Below are 18,609 nucleotides of genomic sequence, written 5' to 3' on the forward strand. Positions count from 1 at the left end.
AGGGGTTCCTCGTGCCAATAGCCCATATCCCCAAAGCGGAGTATGCCCGTCGTCGCAAGGCGCTGATGGCGCAGATGGAACCCAACAGCATCGCCATCCTGCCCGCGGCCGCGGTGGCCATTCGCAACCGCGACGTGGAGCATGTGTACCGCCAGGACAGCGACTTCCAGTACCTCAGCGGCTTCCCGGAGCCCGAGGCGGTGATAGCGCTGATCCCCGGCCGCGAGCACGGTGAGTACGTGCTGTTCTGCCGCGAGCGCAACCCCGAGCGCGAGCTGTGGGACGGCCTGCGCGCCGGCCAGGAAGGCGCGATACGCGAATACGGCGCGGACGATGCGTTCCCCATCACCGACATCGACGACATCCTGCCGGGCCTGATCGAAGGCCGCGACCGGGTGTACTCGGCCATGGGCAGCCACCCCGAATTCGACCGCCACCTGATGGAGTGGATCAACGTGATCCGCTCCAAGGCCAACCTCGGCGCCCAGCCACCGAACGAGTTCGTTGCGCTGGATCATCTGCTGCACGACATGCGCCTGTATAAATCGGCCACGGAAGTGAAGGTGATGCGCGAGGCCGCGGCGATTTCGGCACGCGCCCATGTGCGGGCCATGCAGGCCTGCCGCGCCGGGTTGCACGAATACAGCCTGGAGGCCGAGCTGGACTACGAGTTCCGCAAGGGCGGGGCGAAGATGCCGGCCTACGGCTCGATCGTGGCATCGGGTCGCAACGCCTGCATCCTGCATTACCAGCAGAACGACGCCCTGCTCAAGGACGGCGACCTGGTCCTGATCGACGCCGGGTGCGAGATCGACTGCTACGCCAGCGACATCACCCGCACCTTCCCGGTCAGCGGGCGCTTCTCGCCGGAGCAGAAAGCGATCTACGAGCTGGTGCTCAAGGCCCAGGCTGCAGCCTTTGCCGCGATTGCACCGGGCAAGCACTGGAACCATGCCCACGAGGCCACCGTGCAGGTGATCACCGAAGGGCTGGTGGAGCTGGGGCTGCTCAAGGGCGATGTGCCGGCGCTGATCGAGGCCGAGGCCCATCGCGCCTTCTACATGCACCGCGCCGGTCACTGGCTGGGGCTGGATGTGCACGACGTCGGCGAGTACAAGGTCGCCGACCAGTGGCGCGTGCTGGAGCCGGGCATGGCCCTGACGGTGGAGCCGGGCATCTACATTGCTGCCGACAACCAGAGCGTCGCGAAGAAGTGGCGCGGTATCGGCGTACGAATCGAGGACGACGTAGTGGTGACCAAGCAGGGCTGTGAAATCCTGACCTCCGGCGTACCGCGCACGGTGGCCGAAATCGAAGCATTGATGGCGGCTGCACGCAGCCACGCCGCATGAGCCGGGTCAACCTTGCCATCATCGGTGGCGGCCTGGTCGGTGCCAGCCTGGCGCTGGCCCTGCAGGCCGGGGCCAGGGCGCGTGGCTGGAAGATCCTGCTGATCGAGCCGTTCGCCCCCGGCGACAGCTTCCAGCCCAGTTACGACGCACGTTCCTCGGCGCTTTCCTACGGCACCCGGCAGATCTACGAGCGTCTGGGCCTGTGGCAGCCGATCAGCCGCCGCGCCGAACCGATCCGCCAGATCCAGGTGTCCGACCGTGGCCGCTTTGGCGCCACCCGCCTGGACGCCCTGGAAGAAGGCGTGCCGGCACTCGGCTACGTGGTCGAGAACGCCTGGCTCGGCCAGTGCCTGTGGCAGGGGCTGGATGCCGAGGTGGTGACTTGGCGCTGCCCGGCGCAGGTCAGCGCGATGCAGCCGCTGGCCGACGGCTACCGCCTGACACTGGATGACGACACCACGGTGGACTGCGACCTGGCGGTACTGGCCGACGGCGGGCGTTCCGGGCTGCGCGAGCAGTTGGGCATCCACGTCAGCCAGCGTCCGTACAACCAGAGTGCGCTGATCGCCAACATCACCCCGAGCGAGGCCCATTGCGGGCAGGCGTTCGAACGCTTCACCGATGACGGCCCGATGGCCTTGCTGCCGCTGCCGGAAAACCGCTGCGCGCTGGTCTGGACCCGTGCCGGAATGGATGCCAGACGGCTGGCCGAGATCGACGAACGAGCCTTCCTGGCCGAGCTGCAAGGCGTGTTCGGCTACCGTCTGGGCACCTTGCGCCAGGTGGGCGCGCGTCACCTCTACCCGCTGTCGCTGGTAGAGGCCCAGGAGCAGGTGCGCTCGCACCTGGTGGTGCTGGGCAACGCCGCGCACAGCCTGCACCCGATTGCCGGGCAGGGTTTCAACCTGTCGCTGCGCGACGTGCAGTCGCTGGCCGACGGTCTGCTGGCCGGGCCCGAAGTACCGGGCGACCTGGCGACCCTGCAGGCCTACCGCGAGCGCCAGCGCCTGGACCAGGACCTGACCGTGGGTTTCTCCGACAAGGTCACGCGGTTGTTCGGCAGCGGCCAGCCGTTGCTCGCCACCGGGCGCAACCTGGGCCTGCTGGGCCTGGACCTGCTGCCCCCGGCCAAGCGCTGGTTCGCCCGCCAGGCCATGGGCCTGGGTACCCGCCCGGACCAGCCTGGCCAATGACCCCTTCTTCTCTTTATCGGGCTTGAAAGCATGGAAATGCGCGCAGATCTGTTGATTGTCGGTGCCGGAATGGTCGGTAGCGCCCTGGCCCTGGCCTTGCAGCACAGTGGCCTGGACATCCTGCTGCTCGACGGCAGCCCCCTGACGGTCAAGCCGTTCGATGCACAGGCGCCCTTCGAGCCGCGAGTCAGCGCGCTGTCGATGGCCAGCCAGCGCATCCTCGAGCGCGTGGGCGCCTGGCAGCACATCCGCGAGCGGCGCCTGAGCCCGTATTCGGACATGCACGTGTGGGACGGCAGCGGCACCGGGCAGATCCACTTTTCGGCCGCCAGCGTGCACGCCGAGGTGCTCGGCCACATCGTCGAGAACCGCGTGGTGCAGGACGGTCTGCTGCAGCGCCTGCACGACAGCGAGATCGGCCTGCTGGCCAACGCCCGCCTGGAGCAGATGCGCCGCAGTGGCGACGACTGGCTGCTGACCCTGGCCGATGGCCGCACCCTGCGCGCGCCGCTGGTGATTGCGGCTGACGGCGCCAACTCGGCGGTGCGCCGCCTGACCGGCTGCCAAACCCGTGAGTGGGACTACCTGCACCACGCCATCGTGACCAGCGTGCGCTGTGCCGAGCCGCACCAGGCCACAGCCTGGCAGCGCTTCACCGATGACGGCCCGCTGGCGTTTCTGCCACTGCTGCGCGACGGCCAGCAGCACTGGTGCTCCATCGTGTGGTCGACCACGCCTGCGCAGGCCGAGCGCCTCATGGACCTGCCGGACGAAGCCTTCTGCGCCGAGCTGGAGCGGGCCTTCGAGGGCCGCCTGGGCACGGTGCTGGCTGCCGACCCACGGTTATGCGTACCGCTGCGCCAGCGCCATGCCAAGCGCTACGTGGCCGAGGGCCTGGCGTTGATCGGCGATGCGGCCCACACCATTCACCCGCTGGCCGGGCAGGGCGTGAACCTTGGCTTTCTGGATGCGGCGGTGCTGGCCGAAGTGCTGCAGCATGCCCATGAGCGCGGCGAGCGCCTGGCCGACATGCGCGTGCTGAGCCGCTACGAACGACGGCGCATGCCGCACAACCTGGCCTTGATGGCCGCAATGGAGGGCTTCGAGCGACTGTTCCAGGCCGACCCGCTGCCGCTGCGCTGGCTGCGCAACAGTGGCCTGAAGTGGGTGGAGCAACTGCCGGAGGCCAAGGCGCTGTTCGTGCGCCAGGCGCTGGGGCTGAGCGGCGACCTGCCGGAGCTGGCACGGGCCTGAGGCGGCACCGCAACATCTGGTAACTCCTCCCTTGGCAGTTCGGTTGAGAAGGCAAATGGCATTCACTACCATTTGCGCCTCTCCCGCATTCCGAGGACCGCCTTCATGTTGCCACGCAAGCATCTACTCGCCGCCCTGGCGCTCACCCTGCTGGGCGGTACCGCACAGGCGGCGGACGAGGTGGTGGTGTATTCCTCGCGCATCGACGAGCTGATCAAGCCGGTATTCGATGCCTACACCAAGGAAACCGGGGTCAAGGTCAAGTTCATCACCGACAAGGAAGCGCCGTTGATGCAGCGCATCAAGGCCGAGGGCAGCAACGCCACCGCCGACCTGCTGCTGACCGTGGATGCCGGCAACCTCTGGCAGGCCGAGCAGATGGGTATCCTGCAGCCGATCAAGTCGGCCGTGATCGACGCCAACATTCCCCCGCAGTATCGCGCTTCGTCCCATGACTGGACCGGCCTGAGCCTGCGCGCACGGACCATTGCCTACGCCACCGACCGGGTCAAGCCCGAGGAGCTGAGCACCTACGAGGCGCTGGCCGGCAAGGAATGGGAAGGGCGCTTGTGCCTGCGTACCGCCAAGAAGGTCTACAACCAGTCGCTGACCGCGACCCTGATCGAAACCCACGGCGCCGAGAAGACCGAAGAGATCCTCAAGGGCTGGGTGAACAACCTGTCCACCGACGTGTTCTCGGATGACGTGGCAGTGCTCAAGGCCATCGAGGCCGGGCAGTGCGACGTGGGCATCGTCAATACCTACTACTATGGCCGCCTGCACAAGGAGCAGCCGCAGCTGCCGATCAAGCTGTTCTGGCCCAACCAGGCCGACCGTGGCGTGCACGTCAACCTGTCGGGCATCGGCTTGACCCGGCACGCGCCGCACAAGGAGGCCGCGATCAAGCTGGTGGAGTGGATGACCGGGCCGCAGGCGCAGAAGATCTTCGCCGATGTGAACCAGGAGTTCCCGGCCAACCCCAAGGTCGAACCTTCGGCAGAAGTGGCGGCGTGGGGCAAGTTCAAGGCCGACAGCCTGCCGGTGGAAGTGGCGGGCAAGCGTCAGGCTGAAGCGATTCGCCTGATGGATCGGGCTGGCTGGAACTGAGCGCAAGGCTTTATTCTTGCGGGGCCCCTGTCGGGGCCCATCGCGGGTCAAGCCCGCTCCTACAGGGATCACCGTGGCCCTTGTGGGAGCGGGCTTGACCCGCGATAGACCGCAACGCGGTCGCTCTCACCTTCGCCAGAGATCTCCCCCCGTGTCACACCCCGCCCAACGCCGCTGGTACCCCCTGGTCTTCACCGTCTGCGCGCTGGTGCTGCTGCCGCTGAGCGTGCTGGTGCTGTCGTGGCAGAGCATCGACCTGCAGATCTGGTCGCACCTGCTCGACACCCAGATGAGCCGCCTGTTGGGCAACACCCTGACCTTGATCCTCGGCGTGGGCGTCGGCGTCACCGTGCTGGGCGTGAGCCTGGCCTGGCTCACCAGCCTGTGCGAATTCCCCGGCCGACGCTGGCTCGACTGGGCATTGATGCTGCCCTTCGCCATCCCCGCCTATGTGCTGGCGTTCGTCTTCGTCGGTTTGCTGGACTTCTCCGGCCCGGTGCAAACCCTGCTGCGCGAATGGTTCGGCCCCATGCGCCTGCCGCGCGTGCGCTCCACCGGCGGGGTGATCATCGTGCTGGTGCTGGTGTTCTACCCCTATGTCTACCTGCTGGCACGTACCGCCTTCCTGGCCCAGGGCAAGGGCCTGATGGAAGCGGCGCGGGTGCTCGGGCAATCGCCGCTGCAAGCCTTCTGGCGCGTGGCCCTGCCCATGGCGCGGCCGGCGATCGGCGCGGGCGTGGCGCTGGCGCTGATGGAAACCCTGGCCGACTTCGGCGCGGTGGCCGTGTTCAACTTCGACACCTTCACCACCGCCATCTACAAGACCTGGTACGGCTTCTTCAGCCTCTCCAGCGCCGCCCAGCTCGCCAGCCTGTTGCTGCTGGCCGTCATGCTGGTGCTGTACGGCGAGCGCCGGGCCCGCGGTGCGGTACGCAGCAGCAACGAGCGGCCCCGGGTGGCGGCGCTGTACCACCTGCGCGGGGTCAAGGCGCTGGCTGCCAGCAGCTGGTGCCTGCTGGTGTTCGCCTGCGCGTTCGTTATCCCGGTGCTGCAGTTGCTGGTGTGGTTCTGGCAGCGCGGGCGTTTCGACCTCGACGAGCGCTATGGCGCGCTCATCCTGCATACCCTGTACCTGGGCGCCATGGCTGCGCTGATCACCGTGGCGGTGGCACTGCTGCTGGCGTTTGCCCGACGCCAGGCCCCTACCCGTGTGGTGCGCGCCGGGGTCAGCCTGGCCAACCTGGGCTACGCCTTGCCCGGCTCGGTATTGGCGGTGTCGATCATGCTGGCCTTCAGTTACCTCGACAACCAGCTGGTGGTGCCGCTTTCGAGCTGGCTTGGCGGTGCCGGCCGGCCACTGCTGATGGGCAGCCTGGCGGCACTGCTGCTGGCCTATCTGGTGCGCTTCATTGCCGTGGCCTACGGCCCCTTGGAAAACAGCCTGGGGCGCATCCGGCCCTCGCTGCCGGAGGCCTCGCGCAGCCTCGGGGTCAGCGGCCCGCGATTGTTTTTCAAGGTGTATCTCCCGCTGCTGGTGCCGGGTGCGCTGAGCGCGGCGCTGCTGGTGTTCGTCGATGTGCTCAAGGAGATGCCCGCCACCCTGCTGATGCGCCCGTTCGGTTGGGACACCCTGGCGGTGCGGGTATTCGAGATGACCAGCGAGGGCGAGTGGTCGCGTGCCTCGCTGCCGGCGTTGACGCTGGTGCTGGTGGGGCTGCTGCCGGTCATCGGTTTGATAAGGCGTTCGGCGCGTCACCCGGGTCAGAGTCACTGAGGGTGTAAGGCTGCGCCCTTGCGGCTACAATGCGCGGCATTCGCTGCGGCCGATCAGCACCGGGTAGCTGAAACGCTGCCCTCAGCCGCAGCCTCGCCACGCCCGGAAGGAGAAACCCATGGGACAGCGTACGCCTCTTTATGACCTGCACCTGGCGCTTGGCGCCAAGATGGTCGATTTTGGCGGTTGGGACATGCCCCTGCATTACGGCTCGCAAGTCGAGGAGCACCACCAGGTGCGCCGCGACTGCGGGGTCTTCGATGTCTCGCACCTCACCGTGATCGATGTGCACGGCGCCCAGGCCACGCCCTGGCTGCGCTGGTTGCTGGCCAACGATGTAGCCAGCCCGAATGCCCACGGCAAGGCCCTGTACAGCACCCTGCTCAACGAACAGGGCGGGGTGATCGACGACCTGCTGGTCTACCGCACCGACGACGGCTACCGCCTGGTGGCCAACGCCGCCACCCGCGACAAGGACCTGGCCTGGCTGCAGGCCCATATCGGCGACTACGACGTGCAGGTGCGCGAGCGTCCCGAACTGTCGATCTTCGCTGTGCAGGGCCCGCATGCGCGGGACAAGCTGGCCGAGCTGGTGAGCAGCGACCGTGCGGCGCTGATTCGTGAACTGGCCCCCTTCGAAGGCCGCAGCAGTGGCGACTGGTTCATCTCGCGTACCGGCTACACCGGCGAAGACGGCCTGGAGATCACCCTGCCGGCAGAGCAGGCCCCGGCGTTCTTCAACGACCTGGTCGGCGCCGGTATTGCCCCCAGCGGGCTGGGCGCGCGCGATACCTTGCGCCTGGAAGCGGGCATGACGCTGTACGGACAGGACATCGACGAGGCACACTCGCCACTGACCTCCAACCTGGCCCACAACATCGCCCTGGAACCGGCCGACCGCGACTTCATCGGACGCCGTGCGCTGGAGGCCGAACAGGCCGCAGGCGTGCAGCTGAAACTGGTCGGCCTGGTGCTCGAGGAACGCGGTGTGCTGCGTGCGCATCAGGTGGTGCGAATCGCACAGATTGGCGAAGGGGAGATCACCAGTGGTAGTTTCTCTCCTACGCTGAGCAAGGCGATTGCCCTGGCCCGCGTGCCGGTGGCTACCGCCGACCGCGCCGAGGTGGAAATTCGCGGCAAGTGGTACCCGGTACGGGTGGTCAAGCCGACCTTCGTGCGCCAGGGCAAGATCCTGATCTGAATTCATTCCGGCGGGCCGACCGCTGACCTGTTGAGGAAAGACACTATGAGCAATATCCCCGCCGACCTGCGTTTTGCCGAGAGCCACGAGTGGGCCAGGCTGGAAGCCGACGGTACCGTCACCGTGGGCATCAGCGACCACGCCCAGGAAGCTCTGGGCGACGTGGTATTCGTCGAACTGGCCGAGGTCGGCAAGGTGTTCGCGGCCAAGGACGCCGCCGGGGTGGTGGAGTCGGTGAAAGCCGCTTCGGATATCTACGCGCCGGTCAGCGGCGAAGTGATCGCGGTCAACGAAGACCTCAGCGACAGCCCTGAGAACCTGAACAACGATCCTTACGCCAGCTGGATCTTCAAGCTCAAGCCGTCCAACCCGGCAGAGCTGGAGCAGTTGCTGGACGCTGCCGGCTACAAGGCCGCCATCGGCGAGTAGTTTTTCCCGCACGAACGGCAATCCCTTCCTAGACTCAATAAGCCTCGACCCCTCGAGGCTTGGTCTTGGAAGAGAGAGCCGCTATGTCCCAGTCGCCGTCCCTGAGCCAACTGCACGATCCCAACCCGTTCCTGCGTCGTCATCTTGGCCCGGATGCGGCCGAGCAGCAGGCGATGTTGCAGGCCCTGGGCCTGAGCAGTCGCAGTGAACTGATCGAGCAGACCGTCCCGCCGGGCATTCGCCTGAACCGCCCGCTGGAACTGCCCCCGGCGCTTGATGAACAGGCCGCCCTGGCAAAACTGCGCGGTTACGCCGAGCAGAACCAGGTGTGGACCAGCCTGATCGGCATGGGGTACCACGCTACCCTGACGCCCACGGTGATCCTGCGCAACGTGCTGGAGAACCCCGGCTGGTACACCGCCTATACGCCGTATCAGCCGGAGATCGCCCAGGGTCGCCTGGAGGCGCTGCTCAATTACCAGCAGATGGTCATCGACCTGACCGGGCTGGACCTGGCCAATGCCTCGCTGCTCGACGAAGCGACGGCCGCTGCCGAAGCCATGGCTCTGGCACGGCGCATGGCCAAGTCGCGCAGCAATGCGTTCTTCGTCGATGAACATTGCCACCCGCAGACCCTGTCCGTATTGCAGACCCGCGCCGAGGGCTTCGGCTTCGAGCTGATCGTCGATGGGCTGGACAACCTGGACAAGCACCGGGTGTTCGGCGCGCTGCTGCAATACCCCAACACCCACGGCGGGGTGCACGACCTGCGCCCGGCCATCGAGCAGCTGCATGCCCAGCAGGCGCTGGCCTGCGTCGCCGCCGACCTGCTGAGTCTGGTGCTGTTGACCCCGCCGGGCGAGCAGGGCGCCGACGTGGTGCTCGGCTCGACCCAGCGCTTTGGCGTGCCCATGGGCTACGGCGGCCCGCACGCGGCCTACTTTGCCTGCCGCGACGACTTCAAGCGCGCCATGCCAGGGCGCATCATCGGCGTTTCCAAGGACGCGCGCGGCAACCTGGCGCTGCGCATGGCCCTGCAGACCCGCGAACAGCACATCCGCCGCGAGAAGGCCAACTCCAACATCTGCACCGCGCAGGTGCTGCTGGCCAACATCGCCGGGTTCTATGCCGTGTACCACGGGCCCGAAGGGCTCAGGCGCATCGCCCAGCGGGTGCACCGGCTCACGGTGATCCTGGCTGCCGGCCTGCAAGCCAAGGGGCTCAAGCGCTTGAACGAGCACTTCTTCGACACCCTGACCCTGGACGTCGGCGGCAGCCAGACCGCGATCATCCAGAGCGCCGAGGCCGCGCAGATCAACCTGCGCATCCTGGGCCGCGGGCACCTGGGCGTAAGCCTGGATGAAACCTGCGACGAGGCCACGGTGCTGCGCCTGTTCGGCATCTTTCTGGGCGCCGACCATGGGCTGAGCGTGGCCGAGCTGGATGCCCAGGCGCAGCACAGTGGCATCCCCGACGCCTTGCAGCGCCAGTCGGCGTTTCTGACGCACCCGGTGTTCAACCTGCACCACAGCGAAACCGAGATGCTGCGTTACCTCAAGCAGCTGGAGAACAAGGACCTGGCCCTCAACCAGTCGATGATCCCGCTGGGCTCGTGCACCATGAAGCTCAACGCCAGCAGCGAGATGATCCCCATCACCTGGCCGGCCTTCGCCAACCTGCACCCGTTCGCGCCGCTCACCCAGGCCCAGGGCTATACCGCGATGATCGACGAGCTGGAGCGCTGGCTGTGCGCGATCACCGGTTTCGATGCCATCTGCATGCAACCCAACTCCGGTGCCCAGGGTGAATACGCGGGGCTGCTGGCGATCAGCAAGTACCACCGCAGCCGCCAGCAAGGTCAGCGCGACATCTGCCTGATCCCGGCCTCGGCGCACGGCACCAACCCGGCGTCTGCGCAGATGGCCGGGATGCAGGTGGTGATCGTGGAATGCGATGTGGCGGGCAACGTCGACCTGGCCGACCTCAAGGCCAAGGCCCAGGCGGCAGGTGAGCGCCTGGCCTGCCTGATGGCCACCTACCCGTCGACCCACGGCGTGTACGAGGAAGGCATCAGTGAGATCTGCGAAGTTATCCACAGCCACGGTGGCCAGGTGTACATGGATGGCGCCAACCTCAATGCCCAGGTCGGGTTGGCGCGGCCGGCGGACATCGGTGCCGATGTATCGCACATGAACCTGCACAAGACCTTCTGCATTCCCCATGGCGGTGGCGGGCCGGGCATGGGCCCGATCGGCGTGCGTGCACACCTGGCACCGTTCGTGGCCAGCCATCCGGTGGTGCCGGTGCCCGGCCCCGACCCGCAGAACACTGCGGTCAGTGCGGCGCCCTGGGGCAGTGCGAGCATCCTGCCGATCAGCTGGATGTACATCGCCATGATGGGGCCGCAACTGGCCGATGCCAGCGAGGTGGCGATCCTGTCGGCCAACTATCTGGCCCAGCAGTTGGGCGGGGCGTTCCCGGTGCTGTACCGCGGGCGCAATGGGCGGGTGGCGCATGAGTGCATCCTCGACCTGCGGCCCTTGAAGGCGCTGACCGCCATCACCGAAGAGGATGTAGCCAAGCGCCTGATGGACTACGGGTTCCATGCGCCGACCATGTCGTTCCCGGTGCCGGGCACCTTGATGGTGGAGCCGACCGAGAGCGAGTCCAAGGCCGAGCTGGACCGCTTCGTGGAGGCGATGCTGAAGATTCGGGCCGAGATTGCAGAGGTGCAGAACGGCAACTGGCCAGCCGAGGACAACCCGCTCAAGCGGGCGCCGCATACCTTGGCGGATGTGCTGGGGGTGTGGGAACGACCTTACTCGATCGAGCAGGGTGTTGCGCCGAGCCACCATGCGCGGCTGCACAAGTACTGGCCGGCGGTGAACCGGGTGGACAACGTGTACGGGGACCGCAACCTGTTCTGTGCGTGTGTGCCGGTGGAGGATTATCGCTGAGGCCAGGGCCTCGTGGCCGACAAGGCTGGCTCCTGTAGGAGCCGGCATTGCCGGCGAGGTGATTACTCGGTCACGGCATTCTGCGCCAGGATCGCATTGGCCAGTTCCATGTCGCTGACCTGCAGCCCTGGCTGCTCGGCACGCACACGCTGCATGGCAGCCTCAAGATACGGCCCGCTGATCTGGCCGTTGCTGGCCACATAGCTGCTGGCATCTTCCTGCGCCGCCACCACCAGCTTGTGGTCCTTGAAGGTCAGGTAGGTGGAGCCGGTGGTGGCACCGGACGAAATCACATCACGCCAGAAGCCATCAGCCATCGCCGAGCCAACCGGCAGCGACAACAAGGCAAGGGTGGCAACCGCAAGTTTGACGCGCATGGGGCTTACTCCAGTGTGGGGGCTATTATGGTGCGTTGGATCGTGATTTCCCCAGGCAAGTTCCCCAGGGCCTACGGTGCGGGGCCAACCTGCAGTATCGCGCCGTCCTGCGACAGCACTTGCACCGGGGTGCCCACCGGCAGGTCCGGCCCGCGGACCATCCACACCCCGTCGCCGACCTTGATTTTGCCGCGACCGCCCACGATGGCCTCCTGCACCACGAAGGTCCGGCCGATCAGTTCCTGGCCGCGCATGTTCAGCCCCGGCGCATCGCTGGGGCTGGCATTGCTGCGCTGACGGTGCCACCAGAACACTGCGGTGAATACCGACAGCAGGCCGAACAGCAGGAACTGCAAGGTCCACGGCAGCTGCGGGACGACGAAGGTAATCACGCCCACGCCCGCCGCCGCCACCCCGATCCACAGCAGGTAGCCGCCGGCGCCGAACACCTCCAGGATCAGCAGCAGCGTACCGAGCGCCAGCCAGTCCCAGAACGACAGGTGTTGCAGGTAGTCCCACATGCTCAGCCCTTCTTGCCGTCGAAGGTGGCCCGCACGATCTCGCCGATGCCGCCGACGGCGCCGATCACCTGGCTGGCTTCCAGCGGCATCAGCACCACCTTGCTGTTGTTGGCCGAGGCCAGCTTGCCCAGCGCGTCGACGTATTTCTGCGCCACGAAGTAGTTGATGGCCTGCACATTGCCGTTGGCGATGGCCTCGGACACCACCTGGGTGGCGCGGGCTTCGGCTTCGGCCTGGCGCTCGCGGGCCTCCGATTCCAGGAAGGCCGCCTGACGCTCACCCTCGGCCTCGAGGATCTGCGCCTGTTTCTTGCCTTCGGCGGTGAGGATGGCAGCCGCCCGCAGGCCCTCGGCTTCGAGGATCTGCGCACGCTTGACCCGCTCGGCTTTCATCTGCCCGGACATGGCGGCCATCAGGTCGGCCGGCGGGCTGATGTCCTTGATCTCGATACGGGTGATCTTGATGCCCCACGGTGCGGTGGCTTCATCCACGGTGCGCAGCAGGCGCTCGTTGATGGCGTCGCGCTGGCTGAGCATGGCGTCCAGTTCCATGGAGCCGAGCACGGTACGGATGTTGGTCTGCAGCAGGTTGCGGGTGGCGTGCTCGAGGTTGTTGACCTCGTAGGCGGCCTGCGCCGTGTTGACCACCTGGAAGAAGCACACCGCATCGATCTGCACGGTGGCGTTGTCGGCGGTGATGACTTCCTGCGGCGGGATGTCCAGCACGCTTTCCATCATGTTGATCTTGCGCCCGATGCGGTCCATCACCGGCACGATGATGTTGAGGCCCGGCTTGAGGGTGGTGGTGTAGCGGCCAAAGCGTTCCACGGTCCACTGGAAACCCTGCGGCACCACCTTGAACCCCATGAACACCAGCGCCAGGGCCAGGCCCACGAATAACAGCATTACCATTCCGATTTGCATGACGTTTCCTTGGTCAGCAGGACTGAAAGTGCGCAAGCTTGGCATGTGGTCAGCTGTGCAGGCCAGCGCCGGATCATTTCATTTCATGCAGTAACGCGAATCACTTCTGTCAGTGTAGTCAGCCCTGCGGCGACTTTTTGCGCGCCGCTGGTGCGCAGGCTGCCCAGCCCCTCGGCCCGGGCCTGGCGGCGCAGGTTTGCCAGGTCGACGTCGCCCGACAGCTGCTCGCGCAGGCGTGGGCTCACAGGCAGCAGCTCGAACAGGCCGGTGCGGCCCCGGTAGCCGGTGTACCGGCAATCGCGGCAGCCTTCAGCCTGGCAGGTAGCGGTGGGCAGCGGCGCCTGCGGGTCGAGTTCGCGCCAGTGCGCCATGTCGAGCGGCTGCGCCACCTTGCACGCCGGGCACAGCGTGCGCACCAGGCGCTGGGCCAGCACGCCGACCAGCGTGGCACGGATCAGGTACGGCGCGATGCCCAGTTCCAGCAGGCGCCCGACGGCGCCGCAGGCATCGTTGGTGTGCAGGGTCGAGAGCACCAGGTGGCCGGTGAGCGCGGCCTGGATCGCCACCTGCGCGGTGTCGGCATCGCGGATCTCGCCGATCATGATGATGTCCGGGTCCTGGCGCAGCAGCGCACGCACACCGTTGGCAAAGCCCAGGTCGATGCCGGGCTGCACCTGCATCTGGTTGAAGGCCGGCTCGAGCTGTTCGATCGGGTCTTCGAGGGTGCACAGGTTGACCTGTGGCGTGGCCAGTTGCTTGAGGGTGGCGTACAGGGTGCTGGTCTTGCCCGAGCCGGTCGGCCCGGTCACCAGGATGATGCCGTGGGGCTGGTGCAGCATCGCCTGCCAGTGCTGCAGCGCCTCGCCGTCCAGGCCCAGCTGGGTGAAGTCCTGGTGCAGCAGGTGCGGGTCGAAGATACGCAGTACCAGTTTCTCGCCGAACGCGGTGGGCAGGGTGGCCAGGCGCAGCTCGACCTCGGCGCCGGCGGCCGAGCGGGCCTTGATGCGGCCATCCTGCGGGCGGCGCTTTTCCGCGACGTTCATGCGCCCCAGGCTCTTGAGCCGGCTGACCACCGCCAGGGTCACTGCCGGCGGGAACTGGTAGGCCGGGTGCAGCAGGCCGTCGATGCGCAGGCGCAGGTGGCCCTGGTCGCGGCGCGGCTCGATGTGGATATCGCTGGCGCGCTGCTCGAAGGCGTACTGCAACAGCCAGTCGACGATGCCGACGATGTGCGTCTCGTTGGCATCGACGTCGCCTGCGCTGTTGCCCAGGTCAAGCAGTGCCTCGAGGCTGGCGCCTTCGGGCCCGGGCACGGCCTGCTGGCTGGCACCACTGACCGAGTGGGCCAGGCGAAACACCGCCTGGCTCAGCTCACGGATCTGCACCGGGCTGGCCAGCACCCGCTGCACCCTGCGTTGCAGCACCTGCCCAAGGTCGCGCTCCCAGCTGCGTACGTAGGGCTGGGCGCTGGCGACGGTCACCGTGTGGGCATCCACCGCGATGGCCAGAATCTGGTGACGCCGCGCGAATGCGGCCGACATCAGCCCGCCGAGGCTGGCTGCCTGCAGTGCCAGGGGGTCGATGCGCACATGGCGCTGGCCGGCCTGGCGGCCCAGCCATTCGCCCAGGGCATCGAGGTCCAGGGTATGGCCGGGGCGTTGCAGGTCGTTCAGGCCGCGTCGGGCGATGCGCTCCAGCGGATGTGTGGGTTCATTGGCAGCCTGCGGCCAGGGGCGGGCACAGGCGGGGCTGATGCGTTGCTGGGCGAGCAGTTCGGCGAGCAGGGTGTCGAGGTCGAGCCAGCGATCGGGCGGCGTGGCAGGCATGGGGCTTCCTTGCGAAGGTCGGGCGGCCAGCCAAGGCTAGCTGCCAGCGGCCCACAGGGCCTGTCGCAAGGGTTGCCGGATTTTTCTGTTCAGCGTACGTGCTGCAACGGCATGCGCGAGGCCGCCAGGGGTTCGACGCTGACCTGGGCGACACAGATCAGGTTGCGCATTTTCTGTGCAATCAGTTCGGCGCGGTGCCAGCTCAGGCCGGCTACGCCGATCTCCAGGTTCAACAGGTCGTCCTGCTGCCGCATCTGTACCTGGTGCGGGGTGAGGAACTGCAGGGCGAACAGGTTGAGCACGCGGCACAGGCTGTCCGGCTCGGCTTCCACCTGCAGGCTGTAGCGCACGCTGCTGTGCGCAGCATTGGCGGCCCAGACATCGCTGCGCAGCGGGGTGACGGGGCTGTCCAGCCGTTCGTGGGCGCTCATGGGAAATCTCCGGTTTCGATGGAGGAATTTTTACATCTTCAACCGGGTATTTTTTCTCTATGATCGAGCGATCTGTGTAATCTGCGCATTGTTCGATTCATTAATGGCGCCTTGAGGGGATAAAACATGCAAAGCCAACTGGACGCCTACGACCGACGTATCCTGGCTCTGCTGCAGGAGGATGCGTCGCTGTCCAGCGCACAGATTGCCGAACGGGTCGGCCTGTCGCAGTCGCCGTGCTGGCGGCGGATCCAGCGGCTCAAGGAGGAGGGGGTGATTCGCGGGCAGGTGACCCTGCTCGATCGCAAGAAGATCGGCCTGAACACGCAGATTTTCGCCGAGGTTAAACTCAACGCCCACGGGCGGACCAACTTCGCCGAATTCACCGAGGCGATCCGCGAGTTTCCCGAGGTGCTGGAATGCTATGTGCTGATGGGCGCAGTGGACTTCCTGCTGCGCATCGTCACCCCGGACATCGAAGCCTACGAACGGTTCTTCTTCGAAAAGCTGTCGATGGTGCCGGGGATCCAGGAGGTCAACTCGATCGTGGCCTTGTCCGAAATCAAGTCCACGACCAGCTTGCCGGTGTAGCCGTCACTTGCGCAGCAGGTGCTTCCAGCCGCGGCTCTGGAACACCGCCATGGCCTGATGCACACGGGCTTCGAGCACGTCGTCGCTGATTGGCAGGCTGGCCAGTTCGTGCAGCTTGTTCAGCTCGCCGAACAGGCGGTCCAGGTCGGGGCTTTCCAGCACCTGGCGGGCATGGTGCAGCCAGGCCAGCAGGCGCTCGATGCGCGGCAGCTGTTCGGCCAGGTCTTCAGGCTGGCGGTGGTACAGCGGCAGTTGCAGCGCGTTGGCTTCGTCCGACAGCAGCACCTTGAGCCAGTTGCCCAGTTGCGCAGCGCCCTGGCGGTCACCACGCTTGTTGCGCTCGACGGTCCAGCCACGGGCCAGCAGCCAGCGCGAGGTGTCCAGCGAGAACTGGCCCCAGCGAGTGTCGAGCAGTTCTTCGGCGAACTGCTCGGGCGCCGCGCGGCGCACGTCTTCGTCGTCGTTGCCGGCCAGCACCAGCGGGCGCCAGTCCTCGAGCAGGGCGTCGAGGCTGGCACGCAGGGCGCTGGTGGTCGGGCGCGGCGCGGCCTGGCCCAGGCTGCCGAGTAGGGCGCGCAGTTCGGCCAGGCTCTGGACCCAGTCCTGCAGCAGGCGCCAGTGTCCGTTGAACAGGTACTGCTCGGCCAGGCGCTGGCTGCTGCCCAGCAGGTGCCAGGCCAGTGCCGCGAAGGCATCGTCCAGCGGCATCTCGGCGTTCAGTTCAGCAGGCGGCAGGCTCACGGCGAAGCTCGAGGGGTCGAGCAGGCGGTAGCCGCGTTCGGCCTTGCTGATGTCGCACGGCATCAGCGGCAGGCTGGCGGCCAGCTCGGCGGCCAGTTCCAGCAGTGCGGCCGGGTCGCCTTCACGCAGTTCCAGCTCCAGCTCGCAGATGGCTTCCTTCTGCTTGCCGGCCACTACATGGCCCAGGTCCAGCGCAGCCTCGATGACCACCTTGGCCTTGCCACGGCCCCAGGCGATTTCGGCGTACTCGCGGGTGAAGTCGGTGCTGAACAGCGGCTTGATGGTTTTCTTGTCCAGGTCGGCCAGCTCGGCCGGCCATACCTGCTCGTCGAGCTTCTTGAGGTCGAGCTTGGCCTTGGGTAGCTGCCATTCGTGCTCGTTGCGTACCGACAGCCCGGCGGTGCTGTGGCCACGGGCCTTGAGGGTCTGGATCACCACGTCGCCGTCACGGCGCAGGCGCAGGGCCACCTTGGCCGTGGCCAGGTCGCGTTCTGGGGTATCGAAATATTGATTGAGCAGCTCGCGCTGCTGCCAGCCGGACTTGTTGCGCTTCTTCAGCAACGGGTGTTCGCGCAGGGCAGCGAGGGTCTCGCGGCTGACCCGCAGTTTGAGTTCGGTTTCTTTGTTCATTGCTGGCAGGCTCGATGACTGGGTGCGTCTTGGCCGTGCAGTGTACAGGAGTCGGCCGCTGACGGTTTATTCCAGGTGCCCGATAGCCCTATGATGGGCCTCGTACCGAGGAGAATGCGCATGCCTTTGCCGCCGCTCAAAGACCAGTTCGCCGCCCTGATCGCCACGCCGTCGGTCAGTTGCACCCAGCCGAGCCTGGACCAGTCCAACCGCGCGGTGATCGACCTGCTGGCCACCTGGCTGGGTGACCTGGGTTTTGCCTGCGAGCTGCAGGAGGTGACGCCGGGCAAGTTCAACCTGCTGGCCAGCTACGGCAGCGGCCCCGGTGGCCTGGTGCTGGCCGGGCACAGCGACACGGTGCCCTATGACCCGCAGCTGTGGCAGACCGATCCGCTCAAGCTGACCGAGGTTGACGGGCGCTGGGTGGGCCTTGGCAGTTGCGACATGAAGGGCTTCTTCGCCCTGGTGATCGAAGCGGTACGCCCGCTGCTCGAGCAGCCGTTCAGGCAGCCGCTGCTGATCCTGGCCACCTGCGACGAGGAAAGTTCGATGTCCGGCGCCCGCGCCCTGGCCGACGCCGGCCGCCCGCTGGGCCGTGCAGCGGTGATCGGCGAGCCGACCGGGCTGCGCCCGATCCGCCTGCACAAGGGGGTGATGATGGAGCGCATCGATATCCTCGGGCGCAGCGGTCATTCGTCCGACCCGAGCCTGGGCCACAGCGCCTCGGAGGCGATGCATGCGGTGATGGGCGAGCTGATGGGCCTGCGCCGGCAATGGCAGCAGCAGTACAGCAACGCCCAGTTCAGCGTGCCGCAGCCGACCATGAACTTCGGCTGCATCCACGGTGGCGACAACCCCAACCGTATCTGCGGGCAGTGCGCCCTGGAGTTCGACCTGCGCCCACTACCGGGGATGGACCCCGAAGTGCTGCGTGCGGCGATCCGCAGCAAGCTGGCGCCGCTGGCCGAACAGCACCAGGTGCAGATCGACTACGCGCCGCTGTTTCCCGAGGTGCCGCCGTTCGAGCAGGCCGCCGACGCCGAACTGGTGCGCGTGGCCGAGCGTCTTACCGGGCATACGGCCGAGGCGGTGGCCTTTGGTACCGAGGCGCCTTACCTTCAACGTCTGGGCTGCGAAACCCTGGTGCTGGGCCCCGGCGACATCAGCTGTGCCCATCAGCCGGGCGAATACCTCGAAATGTCACGCCTGGAGCCTACCGTGCGTCTATTGCGTGAGTTGATCGGGCATTATTGCCTCAACCCGGTAATTGCCCGCTGATTTCAACCGTTTTTACCCAAGGAG

At 66.7% G+C, this 18,609-nt stretch carries 16 protein-coding genes; 10 read left to right on the top strand and 6 right to left on the bottom strand.

Annotated features, from left to right (window positions below; genetic code table 11):
• The first annotated feature begins 17 nt into the window (after nucleotides 1-17).
• The 8 genes from pepP to gcvP all read left to right on the top strand — a co-directional run bounded on the left by pepP (nucleotide 18) and on the right by gcvP (nucleotide 11,267).
• On the top strand, nucleotides 18-1,352 hold the full coding sequence (gene pepP, locus B4I46_RS23445; RefSeq protein ID WP_043863469.1) for a Xaa-Pro aminopeptidase: 1,335 nt from the start codon (nucleotides 18-20) through the stop codon (nucleotides 1,350-1,352).
• Nucleotides 1,349-2,545: a 2-octaprenyl-6-methoxyphenyl hydroxylase gene (ubiH, locus tag B4I46_RS23450; protein ID WP_116052403.1), complete on the top strand. Its 1,197-nt coding sequence runs from the start codon at nucleotides 1,349-1,351 to the stop codon at nucleotides 2,543-2,545. The genes pepP and ubiH overlap by 4 nt, the downstream gene beginning before the upstream one ends.
• A gap of 36 nt (nucleotides 2,546-2,581) precedes the next feature.
• Nucleotides 2,582-3,799: a 2-octaprenyl-3-methyl-6-methoxy-1,4-benzoquinol hydroxylase gene (locus B4I46_RS23455; protein WP_286902173.1), complete on the top strand. Its 1,218-nt coding sequence runs from the start codon at nucleotides 2,582-2,584 to the stop codon at nucleotides 3,797-3,799.
• Nucleotides 3,800-3,904: 105 nt separating this feature from the next.
• Nucleotides 3,905-4,906, top strand: coding sequence for an extracellular solute-binding protein (locus tag B4I46_RS23460; protein ID WP_043863409.1), 1,002 nt, complete (start codon nucleotides 3,905-3,907; stop codon nucleotides 4,904-4,906).
• A gap of 151 nt (nucleotides 4,907-5,057) precedes the next feature.
• The gene (locus B4I46_RS23465; protein WP_043863410.1) at nucleotides 5,058-6,680 is read left to right on the top strand and encodes an ABC transporter permease; all 1,623 of its coding nucleotides are present in this window, start codon (nucleotides 5,058-5,060) and stop codon (nucleotides 6,678-6,680) included.
• Nucleotides 6,681-6,798: 118 nt separating this feature from the next.
• Entirely contained in the window at nucleotides 6,799-7,881 is a 1,083-nt protein-coding gene (gene gcvT / locus B4I46_RS23470) for a glycine cleavage system aminomethyltransferase GcvT (protein ID WP_043863411.1), read from the top strand.
• 45 nt (nucleotides 7,882-7,926) lie between these two features.
• Nucleotides 7,927-8,310 (top strand): glycine cleavage system protein GcvH, encoded by a 384-nt coding sequence (gene gcvH, locus B4I46_RS23475; protein ID WP_043863412.1) that lies wholly within the window; start codon nucleotides 7,927-7,929, stop codon nucleotides 8,308-8,310.
• 83 nt (nucleotides 8,311-8,393) lie between these two features.
• Nucleotides 8,394-11,267 carry an aminomethyl-transferring glycine dehydrogenase gene (gene gcvP, locus B4I46_RS23480; RefSeq protein WP_054915506.1) on the top strand — a complete coding sequence of 958 codons (2,874 nt, stop codon included), beginning with the start codon at nucleotides 8,394-8,396 and terminating at the stop codon, nucleotides 11,265-11,267.
• Nucleotides 11,268-11,329: 62 nt separating this feature from the next.
• On the opposite strand, the gene B4I46_RS23485 is transcribed toward gcvP, so the two are convergent.
• The 5 genes from B4I46_RS23485 to B4I46_RS23505 all read right to left on the bottom strand — a co-directional run bounded on the left by B4I46_RS23485 (nucleotide 11,330) and on the right by B4I46_RS23505 (nucleotide 15,345).
• Nucleotides 11,330-11,644 (bottom strand): DUF2388 domain-containing protein, encoded by a 315-nt coding sequence (locus B4I46_RS23485; RefSeq protein WP_043863414.1) that lies wholly within the window; start codon nucleotides 11,642-11,644, stop codon nucleotides 11,330-11,332.
• 71 nt (nucleotides 11,645-11,715) lie between these two features.
• A complete protein-coding gene (locus tag B4I46_RS23490; protein WP_054915507.1) occupies nucleotides 11,716-12,165 on the bottom strand; it encodes an NfeD family protein in 450 nt (149 codons plus the stop codon).
• A gap of 2 nt (nucleotides 12,166-12,167) precedes the next feature.
• The gene (locus B4I46_RS23495) at nucleotides 12,168-13,088 is read right to left on the bottom strand and encodes an SPFH domain-containing protein (RefSeq protein ID WP_043863416.1); all 921 of its coding nucleotides are present in this window, start codon (nucleotides 13,086-13,088) and stop codon (nucleotides 12,168-12,170) included.
• Nucleotides 13,089-13,171: 83 nt separating this feature from the next.
• A complete protein-coding gene (locus B4I46_RS23500; protein WP_286902102.1) occupies nucleotides 13,172-14,914 on the bottom strand; it encodes a GspE/PulE family protein in 1,743 nt (580 codons plus the stop codon).
• 89 nt (nucleotides 14,915-15,003) lie between these two features.
• Nucleotides 15,004-15,345, bottom strand: coding sequence for a hypothetical protein (locus tag B4I46_RS23505; protein ID WP_054915509.1), 342 nt, complete (start codon nucleotides 15,343-15,345; stop codon nucleotides 15,004-15,006).
• Nucleotides 15,346-15,471: 126 nt separating this feature from the next.
• Here B4I46_RS23505 and B4I46_RS23510 point away from each other — a divergent pair, with 126 nt between their 5' ends.
• Nucleotides 15,472-15,936, top strand: coding sequence for an Lrp/AsnC family transcriptional regulator (locus B4I46_RS23510; RefSeq protein WP_043863419.1), 465 nt, complete (start codon nucleotides 15,472-15,474; stop codon nucleotides 15,934-15,936).
• A 3-nt stretch (nucleotides 15,937-15,939) separates the two neighbouring features.
• Here the strand turns inward: B4I46_RS23510 and B4I46_RS23515 are convergent, their stop codons facing one another.
• Nucleotides 15,940-17,307, bottom strand: coding sequence for an inorganic triphosphatase (locus B4I46_RS23515; protein ID WP_286902104.1), 1,368 nt, complete (start codon nucleotides 17,305-17,307; stop codon nucleotides 15,940-15,942).
• Nucleotides 17,308-17,427: 120 nt separating this feature from the next.
• Between B4I46_RS23515 and argE the strand changes: the two genes are divergently transcribed.
• Nucleotides 17,428-18,585, top strand: coding sequence for an acetylornithine deacetylase (argE, locus tag B4I46_RS23520; RefSeq protein WP_253086252.1), 1,158 nt, complete (start codon nucleotides 17,428-17,430; stop codon nucleotides 18,583-18,585).
• The last annotated feature ends 24 nt before the right edge of the window (nucleotides 18,586-18,609 follow it).

It is taken from the genome of Pseudomonas sp. UBA7500 (assembly GCF_002478435.1).
Lineage (GTDB): Bacteria > Pseudomonadota > Gammaproteobacteria > Pseudomonadales > Pseudomonadaceae > Aquipseudomonas > Aquipseudomonas palmensis.